At 63.1% G+C, this 12,494-nt stretch carries 17 protein-coding genes; 12 read left to right on the top strand and 5 right to left on the bottom strand.

Features of this window, described 5'->3' with window-relative positions; all coding sequences use genetic code 11:
- Positions 1 to 216 precede the first annotated feature (216 nt).
- The 3 genes from IEV82_RS05925 to tgt form a co-directional block, all read right to left on the bottom strand.
- Positions 217 to 369 (bottom strand): hypothetical protein, encoded by a 153-nt coding sequence (locus IEV82_RS05925; RefSeq protein WP_188481049.1) that lies wholly within the window; start codon positions 367 to 369, stop codon positions 217 to 219.
- Positions 370 to 436: 67 nt separating this feature from the next.
- Positions 437 to 991, bottom strand: coding sequence for a hypothetical protein (locus IEV82_RS05920; protein ID WP_229747693.1), 555 nt, complete (start codon positions 989 to 991; stop codon positions 437 to 439).
- Between the two features lie 72 nt (positions 992 to 1,063).
- Entirely contained in the window at positions 1,064 to 2,194 is a 1,131-nt protein-coding gene (tgt, locus tag IEV82_RS05915) for a tRNA guanosine(34) transglycosylase Tgt (RefSeq protein ID WP_188481048.1), read from the bottom strand.
- 70 nt (positions 2,195 to 2,264) lie between these two features.
- On the opposite strand from tgt, the gene rimK reads away from it, so the two are divergent.
- From rimK to IEV82_RS05880, 8 genes are all read left to right on the top strand, one after another.
- Complete coding sequence (rimK, locus tag IEV82_RS05910; RefSeq protein ID WP_188481047.1) at positions 2,265 to 3,698, top strand: 30S ribosomal protein S6--L-glutamate ligase; 1,434 nt, start codon at positions 2,265 to 2,267, stop codon at positions 3,696 to 3,698.
- Between the two features lie 114 nt (positions 3,699 to 3,812).
- Positions 3,813 to 4,250, top strand: a complete 438-nt coding sequence (locus IEV82_RS05905) for a globin domain-containing protein (RefSeq protein ID WP_188481046.1) — start codon at positions 3,813 to 3,815, stop codon at positions 4,248 to 4,250.
- On the top strand, positions 4,247 to 4,954 hold the full coding sequence (locus IEV82_RS05900; RefSeq protein ID WP_188481045.1) for a methyl-accepting chemotaxis protein: 708 nt from the start codon (positions 4,247 to 4,249) through the stop codon (positions 4,952 to 4,954). The genes IEV82_RS05905 and IEV82_RS05900 overlap by 4 nt, the downstream gene beginning before the upstream one ends.
- A gap of 124 nt (positions 4,955 to 5,078) precedes the next feature.
- Complete coding sequence (locus tag IEV82_RS05895; RefSeq protein WP_188481044.1) at positions 5,079 to 5,441, top strand: SUF system Fe-S cluster assembly protein; 363 nt, start codon at positions 5,079 to 5,081, stop codon at positions 5,439 to 5,441.
- 67 nt (positions 5,442 to 5,508) lie between these two features.
- Positions 5,509 to 5,619, top strand: a complete 111-nt coding sequence (locus tag IEV82_RS23540; protein WP_229747692.1) for a TfoX/Sxy family protein — start codon at positions 5,509 to 5,511, stop codon at positions 5,617 to 5,619.
- 208 nt (positions 5,620 to 5,827) lie between these two features.
- Positions 5,828 to 6,451 (top strand): MarR family transcriptional regulator, encoded by a 624-nt coding sequence (locus IEV82_RS05890; RefSeq protein WP_188481043.1) that lies wholly within the window; start codon positions 5,828 to 5,830, stop codon positions 6,449 to 6,451.
- A 49-nt stretch (positions 6,452 to 6,500) separates the two neighbouring features.
- Positions 6,501 to 7,235 (top strand): DUF3307 domain-containing protein, encoded by a 735-nt coding sequence (locus IEV82_RS05885; protein ID WP_188481042.1) that lies wholly within the window; start codon positions 6,501 to 6,503, stop codon positions 7,233 to 7,235.
- A gap of 31 nt (positions 7,236 to 7,266) precedes the next feature.
- On the top strand, positions 7,267 to 7,665 hold the full coding sequence (locus IEV82_RS05880; protein ID WP_188481041.1) for a HesB/IscA family protein: 399 nt from the start codon (positions 7,267 to 7,269) through the stop codon (positions 7,663 to 7,665).
- A gap of 22 nt (positions 7,666 to 7,687) precedes the next feature.
- Here the strand turns inward: IEV82_RS05880 and IEV82_RS05875 are convergent, their stop codons facing one another.
- The gene (locus IEV82_RS05875) at positions 7,688 to 8,599 is read right to left on the bottom strand and encodes an isopenicillin N synthase family dioxygenase (RefSeq protein ID WP_188481040.1); all 912 of its coding nucleotides are present in this window, start codon (positions 8,597 to 8,599) and stop codon (positions 7,688 to 7,690) included.
- Between the two features lie 128 nt (positions 8,600 to 8,727).
- Between IEV82_RS05875 and tpiA the strand changes: the two genes are divergently transcribed.
- A complete protein-coding gene (gene tpiA, locus IEV82_RS05870) occupies positions 8,728 to 9,465 on the top strand; it encodes a triose-phosphate isomerase (protein WP_188481039.1) in 738 nt (245 codons plus the stop codon).
- A gap of 18 nt (positions 9,466 to 9,483) precedes the next feature.
- On the top strand, positions 9,484 to 10,653 hold the full coding sequence (locus IEV82_RS05865; protein WP_188481038.1) for a cytochrome P450: 1,170 nt from the start codon (positions 9,484 to 9,486) through the stop codon (positions 10,651 to 10,653).
- 135 nt (positions 10,654 to 10,788) lie between these two features.
- Here the strand turns inward: IEV82_RS05865 and IEV82_RS05860 are convergent, their stop codons facing one another.
- Positions 10,789 to 11,244, bottom strand: coding sequence for an Lrp/AsnC family transcriptional regulator (locus IEV82_RS05860; protein ID WP_188481037.1), 456 nt, complete (start codon positions 11,242 to 11,244; stop codon positions 10,789 to 10,791).
- 150 nt (positions 11,245 to 11,394) lie between these two features.
- Here IEV82_RS05860 and cobA point away from each other — a divergent pair, with 150 nt between their 5' ends.
- Positions 11,395 to 12,171, top strand: a complete 777-nt coding sequence (gene cobA, locus IEV82_RS05855; RefSeq protein WP_188481036.1) for a uroporphyrinogen-III C-methyltransferase — start codon at positions 11,395 to 11,397, stop codon at positions 12,169 to 12,171.
- Positions 12,171 to 12,488, top strand: coding sequence for a DUF2849 domain-containing protein (locus tag IEV82_RS05850; protein ID WP_188481035.1), 318 nt, complete (start codon positions 12,171 to 12,173; stop codon positions 12,486 to 12,488). The genes cobA and IEV82_RS05850 overlap by 1 nt, the downstream gene beginning before the upstream one ends.
- Positions 12,489 to 12,494 lie beyond the last annotated feature (6 nt).

Genomic DNA, 12,494 nt, shown 5'->3' with positions numbered 1-12,494 from the left:
CAAGATGGTACCGGCCCCGCTCGGCGGCAGCGCTGACCATCTCCGGTCATGGAGCTATAAGGTGGGTCTGACCCCCGCAGGTTTCAACCTTGCTCCGGCTTTCCCACCATATCCCGATGCGTCATGCCTGCAAGGTCGCTTTTCGAACCAAAGTAAACCGTATCGGGGTCGTGGGCGCCAAGGCCGTGGCCTTGCGCGCATCTTCAGGGGCGACGGTCAGTCGTCCTTGTTCTTCTCGGCCGCCGCCTTCATCCGTGCGACAAGCGCCGCCTTGGCGTCATCGGCTTTGCCCTTGGGCGTCGTCTTGTGCCGGTCGAATTTCGGCGCGTCCTTGCTGGGCTTCGAGGCACCGGTCTTTCCGTAATCCATGTCAGGCTCCTGCGCCCGTCGCGGGCGATTGTGCAGCTTTGCCCCAAGCCGCGCATGGCCGCAAGGTTCAGTTCGCCGCGCGCTGCATCATCATCGTGTGAACCGCATGCATCCCCTGCTCGACCATTGCGGTCACTTCGGCGGCATGCACCTGCAGCGCGGTCACCAGTTCGGGGTCGTCCGAGGTCTGGATGACGACGATACCGTCTTCGGTCACGTCGATCTGGGACAGGATGCGGTCCCCGCGCAGAAAGAACAGATCGAGCGTCGGGCTCTGGATGCGGATCTTCGGATCGTCCTTGCGCCCCACCCGGTCGATCATGCCCACCGTATGGCTGATCAGCGCGTCCATCACCTGCGGGTCGCTTGAGCGGGTGACCGTGCGGATGCCGTTGGGCAGGTTTTCAACTTCGCGGGTCATCGTCTGGAAACCGCGAAACATAAGCGCCAGCTCGGTGCTTTCCTCGGGAGTGGCGTTTTCGCCCTGCAAACCCGGCATGCGCGACATGTCATGGCCCATGCCACCCTGCCCGTGCATGTGCCCGCCGCCCATCATCTGCGCCGCAGCAGGGACACCTGCCAGCGCGATCATCAATGCTGCGGTTGCGATCCACGATCTCATGACAGGCTCCCGGTCAGTGTCCGCCTCATCATATGCACATTCGAATATGTTTGCATCAACAGAATGCGGACCCTAGAGCGGCGGAATGTCCCCCTCGGCGCGCTGCGCGTGGAACCGCGCCTCGAACGCTGCAAATTGCCCGGCGGCGATGGCGTCGCGCATCCCCTGCATCAGTTCCTGGTAGTAATGAAGGTTGTGCCAGGTCAGCAGCATCCCCGAGATCATTTCCTGCGCGCGGAACACGTGATGCAGATAGGCGCGGCTGTAGGTGCGGCAGGCCGGACAGCTGCAGGTCTCGTCCAGCGGGCGCGGATCATCCTGATGGCGCGCGTTCTTGATGTTGACCTGACCGCGGCGCGTCCACGCCTGCCCGGTGCGCCCTGACCGCGATGGCAGCACGCAGTCCATCATGTCCACCCCGCGCTTGACCGCGCCCACGATATCGTCGGGCTTGCCCACCCCCATCAGGTAGCGCGGCTTGTCCTCGGGAAGTTGGCCGGGCGCGAAATCCAGACAGGTGAACATCGCCTCCTGCCCCTCGCCCACCGCCAGACCCCCAATGGCATAGCCGTCGAAGCCGATGGCCCGCAGCGCCTTGGCCGATTCCTCGCGGAAATCCTGCTCCAGCCCGCCCTGTTGGATACCAAAGAGCATGTGGCCGGGCCGGTCCCCGAACGCATCTTTCGACCGCTCGGCCCACCGCATCGACAGGCGCATCGAGTCCGCGATCCGATCGCGGTCAGCGGGAAGTGCCGGGCATTCGTCAAAGCACATCACGATGTCCGACCCCAGCAAGCGCTGGATCTCCATCGACCGTTCCGGCGTCAACTCGTGGCGCGACCCGTCGATGTGCGATTTGAAGGTCACACCCTTTTCTGTCAATTTGCGCAGATCAGCGAGGCTCATCACCTGGAACCCGCCGGAATCCGTGAGGATCGGCTTGTTCCAGTTCATGAACCTGTGCAGCCCGCCCAGCCGGTCGATGCGCTCCGCCGTCGGCCGCAGCATCAGGTGGTAGGTGTTGCCCAGCAGGATATCCGCCCCCGTGGCGGCCACCGACTCGGGCATCATGGCCTTGACGGTCGCCGCCGTCCCCACCGGCATGAAGGCGGGTGTGCGAATTGTCCCGCGCGGCGTGGTGATGGCCCCGGTCCGGGCCGTGCCATCGGTGGCGTGCAGGGCGAAGGAAGAAGAAACTGTCATATTCGGGCCTTACTTGCAGAGCGCGCCCTTGTGCGCCAAATCACCCGAATTGCCAAGGAGGCGCGATTCCATGTCCGACACACCATCTGATCCTCCCGCGCCCAAGGGCACGGGTCCGGACACCTTGCTGACCTTCGGATGGGAGGAGTGGGTCAGCCTGCCTGACCTCGGCCTGCCCGCGATCCGCGCCAAGATCGACACCGGCGCGCGCACCTCGGCGCTGCATGCCGCCGATATCGAGGTGTTCGGCTCGACCAACAAACCCCGTGTGCGTTTTGCCGTGCATCCCATTCCCGGTCGCGAAGACCTGATCATCCCCTGCTCGGCCCCGATCATCGACCGGCGCGATGTCACCTCGTCCAATGGCGAGACCGAAAGCCGCTATGTGATCGCAACCCAGATGACCGTTGGCGGCCAGTCCTGGGAAATCGAGGTCACGCTGACCGACCGCGGAACAATGAGCAATCGCATGCTGCTGGGCCGTCAGGCGCTCAAGGATCACGTCAACATCGTGCCCAGCGAACGCTTCCATCAGCCCGAACTGGATTTCGAGGTCTACCACACCCGCAGGGTGCGCAGCATCGCGCCGAACCGGGCTTTGCGTGTTGCGGTGCTCAGCCGGGAAAACAACTATTCCACCAACCGTCTTGTCGAAGAAGGCGAAAAGCGCGGTCACTCGGTCGAGGTGATCGACACCACCCGCTGCTACATGGCGATCAACGCGATGGCCCCCGACGTTTATTACGATGGCAAGCGCCTGCCCCGCTATGACGCGGTCATCCCCCGGATCGGAACGTCGATCACGCCCTATGGCACAGCCGTGGTGCGACAGTTCGAATCGATCGGCACCTACGTGGTCAATGGCAGCGCAGGCATCACCTCGAGCCGGGACAAGCTGCACGCGCATCAGCTTCTGGCCCGCCACCGCATCGGCATGCCGCCCACCGCGTTTGCCAATTCGCCCAAGGACACGTCGAACCTCATAGGGCTTGTGGGCACTGCACCGCTGATCGTCAAACTGCTGGAATCGACACAAGGCAAAGGCGTCGTGCTGGCGGAGACCAAGAAAGCCGCGGAATCGGTGATCGACGCGTTCCGGGGCCTCAAGGCCAACTTTCTCGTGCAGGATTTCATCAAGGAAGCCGCAGGTGAGGACATTCGCTGTCTTGTGGTCAACGGCAAGGTGGTGGCCTCGATGAAGCGCACCGGGTCCGAGGGCGATTTCCGCTCCAACCTTCACCGGGGCGGCACCGCGCAGAAGGTCCGCATCACCAAGGAAGAACGCGACACCGCCGTCCGCGCCGCCCGCGTCTTCGGACTGGGCTTTGCCGGAGTGGACATCCTGCGCTCGCATTCCGGCCCCAAGGTGCTCGAGGTGAATTCCTCACCCGGTCTCGAAGGCATCGAACTGGCCAGCGAAAAAAACATCGCCGGTCTGCTCTATGACGCGATCGAGGAAAAGGTCCGCCCCACCCCGGTCCCGCGCCGCAAGAAACCGCTCTGAAAAGGTTGGCCTGGACCCGGAATTCACCGGTTTCAAAAAGGTTGGGGAAAAAGGCTTAAAGTTCTGCGGGACCCGTCGTTGTGACAAGCATGTGATCAACGTCAAGGACCAGACATGCTGACCTCCCCCCAAGTCGACCTCATCCAGACCTCGTTTGCGACAGCGCTGTCCACCCGCCAGACCCTTGTCCTCGAGTTCTACGAGAGGCTCTTTACCAAGGCACCGTCGGTGCGCAGCATGTTCGCCGATGACATGTCGGCACAATCCGGCAAACTGGCCGCCATCCTGCAATTGGCCGTGCAGAAACTCGACACTCTTGAAACCTTGGTCGAGCCGCTGCGCGCGCTCGGGGTCAAACACGCCGAGTACGGTGCGATAACCGCGCATTACACGGCTGTTGCGGAGACGCTGGTCGAATGTCTCGAAGATGCCGTCGGACCGACATGGACCCAGGATCACGCACAGGCCTGGTCCGATGCCCTGACCTTCATCGCGCAGACAATGCTGGACGGTGCAGCGGCGACTTCGGACAAGACCGTCCTGACGCAATGACTTTGCTTGTCGAAACGACCGATACCCAGCCCAACGAGGAAGCCGTTCTTGGCGTTCTCATCAACCGCTGCGGCAAGATGCGCATGCTGTCCCACAGGGTCGTCGTGACCCTGTTGCTGCAGAGCCGCAAGGAAACGCCCTGCAGCAAGGGACTGGAGGGCCTTGAGAAGAACCTGCTCGAATTCTCGCAGATCGCGGCAGACGTGTTGCCCGGTTCGGCCACATCGACCTTGCCCAGGGATTTGAAGCGCGTTCTGGATCAGGTGAACGCCGTCAGCCCGTCCCAGGCCGAAGACCTCACACGCTTCGTCTCGACCGCCCGGTCCATACAGCACCGCCTGACCGCACCGGGCAGCGCGACCCTGACCCAGCCCATCGAGGCGCTTGCCGATTTCGTCACGACCACCCTGCTGGACACGCTCAACGCCATCGTCGACGGCATTGGCCGGGCGTTGGATCACGTCGTGTCCCACCGTCAGTCCCAGTCGGGCAAGCAGACGAGGATGATCCAGTCGTCCATCACGGAGCTCGAAAAGATCAGCCGGATGATCATGATCATCTCGGTCAACGCCTCCATCGAAGCGTCCCGTGTCGGCGAGGCCGGTCGCGGATTTTCCGCCGTGGCAACGGAAATCCGCGGGCTCAGCCAGGCCGCGAACAAGGTCATTTCGTCGCTGCGGGCGGATTACGAGGGTACCCGATAGACCCGAGGGGTGGGCAGGAGCGAGGACCAAAAGCATCTCACACACAGGTTCGGCATTTCCGCCCCTTTACCCCTCTTGCGGTGTTCCCTATATATTTGGTCAGGAACTGACGGGAAGGACCGACATGAACGACGCCAGCCCCAAAATCGAAGGCGCACCGCTGATTGCCCCCTCCAGCACCGATCATCCCTTGTATGATCAGGTGGTCGAGGCCTGCCGCTCTGTCTACGACCCCGAGATCCCGGTCAACATCTATGACCTCGGGCTTGTCTACACGCTCGAGATCAGTGACGAAAACGACGTCCGCGTGATCATGACCCTGACCGCACCGGGCTGCCCCGTGGCCGGTGAAATGCCCGGCTGGGTGGCCGAGGCCATCGAACCGCTGGCCGGTGTGAAGCATGTCGATGTCGAACTCACCTGGGAACCGCCCTGGGGCATGGACATGATGTCCGACGAGGCGCGTCTCGAACTCGGCTTCATGTAAATTTTTCGCCGTATCCGGCGAACAAATCGCTTTTGTCAGCGATCTGTTCGCCGGACTGCATGCCATCATGACACGCAAGATGTTTGGTGGTCTCGGCATCTATTCCGAGGGCTCTACCTTTGCCGTGATCGGCCCTCATGAGGCGCTGTTGATCAAGTCGCGCGGACAATTGTCCTAAGACTTGGCCACAGACGCCTGCGAGCACTGGTCCCATAAGGGCAATTCGGGCAAACCGTCCGTCACGCCTATTGGACATTCCCCGGCGCCGCTCTCGACGACCCCGAGGAAGCCTTCGCTTGGGCGCGGCGCGCTTTTGGAAAGCGCCTGATCAACATGTAAATTGAAATCAATTTCTTTTACGCAAAGAAAGTGATATTGATTTCCCCATGATACCGCTTTGCGTCCTCACCGGCGATCTTGTCGCCTCCTCTGACCTCACTCCCGAGGCTGTGGACGCGGCTCTTGTCACAATCGACACCGCTGCGACCGAAATATCCGACTGGCACAGCCCCAAACGGATCACCCGCTTCGCGCGACGCGGCGGAGATGGCTGGCAAGTCGCGATCGACGCCCCATCCCTCGCGCTCCGCGCAGCCCTGTACATTCAGGCCTGCCTCAAACGTGAAAATGCAGCGACCGTCACCCGCATTGCATTGGCAGCGGGCACCGGTTCCTTGCCTGAAACGGCGGATTTGAACGCGGCGCATGGCCCGGTATTCGTAGCATCCGGTCGGCTGCTCACGACCTTGTCAGGACATGCTTTGATGGCCCATGCAGACGGCGGCGCGACCCACGCCGCAACCCGCCTTGCCGACCATATCGCATCCGGTTGGACGCAGGCACAGGCGCGCGCGGTCGCATCGCAATTGGCGCCGAACGCTCCACCACGAATTGAGGTCGCAAAAGCCTTTGGCATCACACGACAGGCCGTGAACCAATCGCTCTGGTCCGCAGGTTACCCGGCACTTGATGACGCGTTGCAAGCCATTGAACGGGAAATGGGAAAGTGAAACCGCTTTCTTCAAGTCAAAGCAAGCCCCAAGACTTGCGGTATGTGACATGATCGATGTGTTCATTGCGCTCCTGCTGGCCCATGTGGTCGCGGATTTCCTCGCCCAACCGGATGCGATGATCCGACGCAAGACCGAACCCGCGATCCTGCTCCTGCACATCGCGATGGTCTGCGTGCTGAGTTGGATCGCGCTGGGTGGCAATTGGGAACTCGCATTGTGGGTGGCAGCAGCACATCTGGTCATTGACGCGATCAAGACATGGGCGTTGCCGGAAAACTGGCGTGACAGCCTGCCCGCTTTCATGGGCGACCAGATCGCGCATTTTGCCACGCTGGCCGCAGCAGCGTTCCTGATGCCGGATGCCGTCTCCACGGGGATATGGGCCGATCACATCGCTGACCTGCGCAGCCCGGCGATCCTTATCTCCGGCGCGATCGTGTCGGTCTGGGCGGGTGGCTATGCCGTTGGTCTTCTGATGAAACCCTACACCGACCAGTTCAGCAACGATGATCCCGGTCCAAGCCTCGAAGGACTCGAAAATGCAGGCCGCATGATCGGAAAACTGGAACGGGGATTGATCTTTCTCTTTCTCTGCGTCGGCGAGACAACTGCAACAGGCTTCCTGATCGCTGCAAAGTCCGTCTTGCGTTTTGATACCGCATCCAAGGGCCAAAAGGCGGGCGAATATGTCATCATCGGCACGCTGGCCTCGTTCGGCTGGGGGCTGGCGTCGGGATACGCGACGCTTTCCCTTCTTGAGATCGCAGCCGCAAGCCCCTAGGTTAGGCATAACAGAGAAAGCGAGACACCCCATGTTCGGCATTCCCGGCAAGCAAGCCGTCACCCTCACCCCCAAAGCCGCCGCACAGGTGCGCAAGCTCATGGACTCCAAGGGCCATGCAGGCCTGCGTATCGGCGTCAAGAAGGGCGGCTGCGCGGGTATGGAATACACGATGGACTTCGTCGACCAGCCCGATCCCAATGACGAAGTTGTAGAACAGGACGGCGCCACCGTGATGATCGCGCCCATGGCGCAGATGTTCCTCTTCGGGACCGAGATCGACTACCAGACATCGCTTCTGGAATCCGGTTTCCACTTCAACAACCCGAACGTCGTCGACGCCTGCGGATGCGGAGAGTCGATCAAGTTCAAGGACGTCGAAGAACTGGCCACCGAACACGCGAACGGCGCGCCGAACCTCAAGGCGTAGGGTGCGTGTTCACGCGCACCGCCTATCCTATCCCCTGCAAGTGCACATAGGTTTCGGCATATCGCTTGGTCAGATGATCCCCCGCCCGGATCAGCTTGCTTGACCCAAGCGGCGCGACGTTGGTCTCCACATTCGGGTTGAAGAACAACGGCACGGAAATCCGTTCCTCCGCACCGCCCTTGACCCGGTGAAGCGTCGCCACGACACGGCCCTCGGTCCACATCTCGAGCATCTCGCCGAAGTTGATGATGAACTCCCCCGGCGGGGCCTGCACAGGCAACCAGTCGCCGCAATCGCGCGCCTGTACTTCCAGTCCCGGCTGACCATCCGTCGCCAAAAGCGTCAGGCATCCGTAGTCGGTATGTGCGCCGATGCCGAAATCCTTGTCCCCCGCCCAGTCCGGGCGCGGCGGGTAGTAATTGCCCCGCAGCAAAGCCATCGGGCAGTCGAACTTGTCCTCGAAGAAATCCGCGTCCGACCCGATGGACATCGCGATCCCGCGCAGGATGCCCCGCGCCACCTCCAGCGCCTGCGTATAGTAGGCCCGGATCACCGTCTCGAATCCCGCCGGCTCCTTCGGCCAATGGTTCGATGCATAGACCGACAGGGCTGCGCGCGCATCGCCTTCGGGCAGGGTGAAACCGCAGTCGAAGACTTCCTTGTAATCCGGGTTCGCATCCGGATCGACCTGTTCCGACTGCGGCGCGCCCCAGCCCCGGTTCGACCCGGTCCGCGCCATGTTCACCCGGTCCTTGACCTCGTTCGGCAGATCGAAGAACGCGCGATAGGCCGCCAGCACGAACCGCATCCGCGCCGAGGTGAACTTGGTGTTGTACACCGTGGCGAACCCCACCTCTTCGACCGCGATCCGCATCTGCGCCAGCGCATCCGCATCGCCCGCCACCAAGGCCTGCGCATCCAGTCTCGGGATCATGACCTGTCCTCCTGTCCTGACGGGCGGCCTTGTGCCACTTGGTCCTCCGACCCGCAACCACCCTTGACGCCGCCCCCATGGACGCGATGATGCCCGCCAACAGACAGACCCCCAGCAGGAGCCACCCCATGCGCCGCAAACTCGCCGCCGGAAACTGGAAGATGAACGGGACCGCCGCCACCCTGAGTGAACTGGACGCGCTGCAGGACGCAGCCACAGGCGCGGCTGAGGTTCTGATCTGCCCGCCAGCCACGTTGATCGCACAAGCCGTCGCCAGAGCCGGGCGCATCGCCATCGGCGCACAGGACTGCCACAGCGACGCCTCCGGCGCCCACACGGGCGACGTGTCTGCGGACATGCTCAAGGATGCAGGCGCGACCTGCGTGATCCTCGGCCATTCCGAACGCCGCGCCGACCATGGCGAGACCAACGCACAGGTCGCCGACAAGACCCGCGCCGCGTGGGGCGCCGGCCTGACCGCCATCGTCTGCGTCGGCGAAACGCTGGCCGAGCGCGAAGCCGGCCAGACGATCGACCTTGTCCGAACGCAGCTTGCAGGCTCCCTGCCCGACGCCGTGAGCGGCGCGAACACCGTGATCGCCTATGAACCCGTCTGGGCCATAGGCACCGGCAAAGTGCCCACCACCGACCAGATCGCCGAGGTGCACGGCTTCCTGCGCGAGGCCCTGACAGCCCGCTTCGGCAAGGACACCGCAGGCGCGATCCGCCTGCTCTATGGCGGCAGCGTCAAGGCGTCCAACGCCGCCGAGATTTTCGCCGTCGCAGATGTGGATGGAGCCTTGGTGGGAGGCGCCAGCCTCACCGCGGCCGATTTCGCCCCCATCGTCAATGCGCTCAACGGCTGACGGACGCGCCCCCAGACAATGCAGCGATTTTCGCACCCCCCGACCGACCTCGCCTTTGTGCAAGATCCCTACCCGTTCTACGACAGCCTGCGCTCGGCGGGCGATCTGGCGTGGTGGGACGAGTACGCCATGCCCTGCGCCACCAGCCACCGCGCCGTGCACGCCATTTTGCGCGACCGCCGCTTTGGCCGAGAAGTGCCGCCGGAACTGGCACCGACGATCCCCGACCACCTCGCCCGCTTCTACAAGGTCGAGGCCCATTCGATGCTGGAGCTGGAACCACCGCGTCACACCCGTCTGCGCGGGCTTGTCCTGCGCGCCTTCACCTCGCGCCGGATCAAGGCGCTGGAGCCTGAGATCACCGCGCTGACCCACGAAAAGATCGACGCCTTCCCGCGCGGCACGCCGTTCGACATCCTGACCGCCTTCTGTCAGCCGATCCCGGTGGTTGTCATCGCCCGGCTTCTGGGTGTCCCCGACGACATGGCGCCGCAATTGCTGCGCTGGTCCAACGCCATGGTCGCCATGTACCAGGCCAGCCGCACCCGCAGGACCGAGGACGCCGCCGCCGAAGCCGCCGCCGACTTCTCCGACTTTCTGCGGCACTATATCGACACCCGCCGCGCCGATCCCCGCGACGATCTGATCACCCACCTGATCGCCGCCGAGGAGGAAGGCGAAAAACTGTCGACCGACGAGCTGATCACCACCTGCATCCTGCTTCTGAACGCCGGTCACGAGGCAACGGTGCACACGCTGGGCAACGGCATAAAGACGCTGCTGGAGACCGGCACGCGGCAGATCGACGAGGGCACAGTCGAGGAAATCCTTCGCTACGACCCGCCGCTGCACATGTTTACGCGCCATGCCTACGAAGAGATCACGCTGTACGGTCACACCTTCCGACGCGGCGATCAGGTCGCGCTGCTGCTGGCCTCAGCCAACCACGACCCAGACCAATGGCCTGAACCTGACCGGTTCGAGCCGACACGCGCGGTCACGCAGAACACCAGCTTCGGCGGCGGGCTGCATTTCTGCGTCGGCGCACCGCTCGCCCGGCTCGAGTTGCAGATCGCCCTGCCGATCCTGTGGGACCGCTGCCCAACGCTGCGTATCGCGGAGACGCCCCGCTATGCCAACACCTACCATTTTCACGGGCTGGAGCGCTTGATGGTGCAACCCCCCTGACGGTGTCACGGGACGGCACCCGCGTGTTTGCATATTTGGAAAAAGAAGAAGAACAGGCGCGCGCTCCTGCTTCTTCTTGTTCCAAATACTCCTGCACATCAGCAGCCAAAGGCGCACCGCCGCTCAGGTGCGCCCCTACAAGGGCAGCGCCGTGGTCGACTTGATCTCTTCCATCGACAAGAGAGCGGTCACGTTGTGCACCCGCACCTCCGCGATCAGCGCCTGGTAAAAGGCGTCATAGGCGCGGGCGTTCTTGACGCGCACTTTCAGGATGTAGTCGATATCCCCCGCCAGCCGGTGCGCCTCCTGCACCTCGGGGCGGTCCTGCAGCGCCTTGAGAAACGCGCGCTGCCATTCCGCCTCGTGCTCGCTGGTGCGGATGAGCACGAAGAAACACGCCTCGTATCCCAGCGCCTCGGCATCGAGCTGCACCGTCTGCGCGCCGATGATCCCGGCCTCCTTCATCTTGCGAATCCGGTTCCACACGGGCGTCTTCGAAGAGCCAACCTTGCGGGCGATATCATCGAGCGATTGCGCCGCGTCGGTCTGCAACTCGACAAGAATTTTCCGGTCCGTGTCGTCTATTTTCATCACTGTTCCGCTTTCTGCCGATTTCGAGGATCATCTGTCCCTCGTCACGCCCCACATAGAACAATTTTCCTTATTTCCGCAAGGTACTGGCAAAATACCGGAATAAAATTCTATCTATAGACCAAGAAACGCGGCGAAAAGGACATCCCGATGCCACGCGACCTGCACCAGATCACGCCTTCGCCCGTCGCCTTCGTGGGTGCGGGACCGGGCGACCCCGACCTTCTGACGCTCAAGGCGCTGCGCGCGCTGCAAACCGCCGACGTGGTGATCCATGACCGTCTGGTCAGCACCGAGATCCTCGCGCTGGTCGGACCGCAGACGCGGCTGCGCAACGCCGGCAAGGAAGGGTTCGGCCCGTCGCTGACCCAGGGTGCGATCAACGACATGATCGTAGACGAGGCGCTGAGCGGCGCGCGGGTTGTGCGGCTCAAATCCGGCGATCCCACCGTGTTCGGCCGTCTGGACGAAGAACTCGATGCGATCCTCGAGGCAGGTCTCGACTACAGCATCATCCCCGGTCTCACCTCTGCCTCTGCCGCGGTTGCGGCCCTTGGTCAATCGCTCACCAAGCGCGGGCGCAACACCGCCGTGCGGCTGATCACCGGGCACGACATGCAGGGTTATGCCGACCACGACTGGCGCGCGCTTGCCCGCGACGGCGAAGTGGCCGCGATCTACATGGCCAAGAAGGCGGCGCGCTTTATCCAGGGGCGTCTGCTCATGCATGGCGCGGCACCCGGCACGCCCGTGACCATCGTGGAAAACGCCTCGCGCCCCGATCAGCGCATCGTCGCCGCCACGCTCGCCACCCTGCCCGCCATTCTGGCAGAGGCCGACATGACCGGCCCCGCGCTGTTGATGTATGGCCTTGCCCCGCGCGACGCCGCCCGTGCCGCCCTGCCCCAAATCCAGGAGATGATCTGATGCCCGCATCCTTCACCCCAAAGGTCGTCACCGCCAACGCGCTGCTGGAAGGCGACGTGGTTTATCTGACCGAAGCCGACACATGGTCCCGGCATCTTGCCGAAGCCGATGTCCTGACAGATGAGGCCGACGCGCAGATCCGCCTGATCGACGCCAGTTCCCGCAGCGGGGAGGTGGTTGGCGTCTACCTCGCAGATGTGACCCCCGACCAGAACGGCCCAAAGCCCGCCCATTTTCGCGAGGCGTTCCGCATGCGCGGCCCATCGAACTACGCACACGGCAAACAGGCCGAACCCGCAACTCCGCCCCGGACCTGATCCCAA

It is taken from the genome of Marivita lacus, from assembly GCF_014637725.1.
In the GTDB taxonomy this organism is placed as follows: domain Bacteria; phylum Pseudomonadota; class Alphaproteobacteria; order Rhodobacterales; family Rhodobacteraceae; genus Marivita; species Marivita lacus.
This window is presented reverse-complemented; position numbering and strand designations above follow the sequence as displayed.